A 1,479-nucleotide genomic window follows, 5' to 3' on the forward strand; every position below is an offset into this window, starting at 1 on the left:
TTTTTCTTGATAATTTTACTATAGTAATTAGTTATATAGCGATCGCCGAATGATTTATGAGATATTTGAAAATATAGCAATTCCCACGAAGAGTGAGGTAAAAAATTTGTAATTTTTAGGGAGTAGGGAGTAGGGGGTAGTCATTCTGGTTCGGTGAGAATACCAAAGAAGAAAAACAACTGTACCTCAGTAACTTGAGAAACACTATATTTAAGTATTTAAGATGAATCAAAATCCTTTTATATTCTGATAGGCGTGACTCAATGACTCCTAATTAACTCTCAAACAAATTAGGCGATCGCTACCTCATTAAAGTTTTTTCATCAAAGAAGTTAACTCAGAAAAATATATCTCTATCTAATTTTTGATTATGATTGAAAGTGTTTGGTAGTTTAGGGTAACTATCTTAAGTTAAAAAAGGAATATTTAGTTATGCCTAAAACTTGCTTTAGTGTTGATGTTTTTTGAGAATTATAGAAAGTTTATATCTATATTTTATAAAGGCGAGCTTAACTCACGGCAAAAGTTTTCAAGGTACTGAATTTCCTTAGCTATTGCTGACTTACTCTTCCAGATTAAATATATTTTTTCTACTTCTATTTATTTACTAATTTTCTAGGGTAATCCTAGATTGGTTGTGACAATTTTGATAATAGCTAATTTGATCTGAAAACCTGGAACATTCTAACTCTTAACTGCCACCAAAATATTACAACTTAAATAGGATTGCTATAGGGTAATTCCTAAAATAGATTCATCCCAATAATCTTTAAATTTAGAGCCAGACATTTTTTGAGTATATAGGTTATTGAAACGTTGATTTTGTTCATCTGTAAAATAATTACGCCAGTCTCCTACTATTCCTTTTCTTAAATGTGGAGCTTCATTTTGATTAATTATCATCCAATTACAATCAGCTTGATCATTTTTTTTCATTTCGTCTAATCTACTGCCAATTGCTACTTTATCTATAACTTCTTCTGATCCTTTAATTTCCAAAAAAACGGCTAATTTACACAGACAAATTTTGATATTTTTCTGCAATTCTTCGTATGTAAGATATAAGACTTGTTGACGAGATGATAAAAATTTTTCCCAATGCAAGTGAAAATCAAACCAACTTCCATAATGAACTTGACCTGATAAATATAATTCAAAAAAGTCATCCCAATTTCCCTGATAAGATATACTCTTTTTTCCTTTCAAATGATGGTACATGGAAACAGCAACATCTTTAGGATTTCTGATTAAAAATATGTATTTTGTATTCGGAAGTCCTTCGGGTATTAAATGAGGCCAGCCATGAAAAGTTAAGATTCGAGGGGATGGGAGAGATTCAAAATACTCGTAAGAATGTTCTCTAGCAATATCTGAACATGGAGGTAAACAAAATTCTAGCCAGGGAAAAGCTTCTTTCATTGTTAAATTAGGTTGATTACCTTGATTATTTAAAAGTAAAAGAATCTGCTGTAGACAAGA

Annotated in this window: 1 protein-coding gene; it reads right to left on the reverse strand. The window is 30.4% G+C overall.

The features are described 5' to 3' along the window. Positions 1 to 729: 729 nt before the first annotated feature. Positions 730 to 1,479: sulfotransferase domain-containing protein (locus tag F6K13_RS32875; RefSeq protein WP_287289889.1), on the reverse strand; the 750-nt coding region annotated here is incomplete at its 5' end.

The sequence above is a fragment of the Okeania sp. SIO2B9 genome, assembly GCF_010672505.1.
Classification (GTDB): Bacteria; Cyanobacteriota; Cyanobacteriia; order Cyanobacteriales; family Microcoleaceae; genus Okeania; species Okeania hirsuta.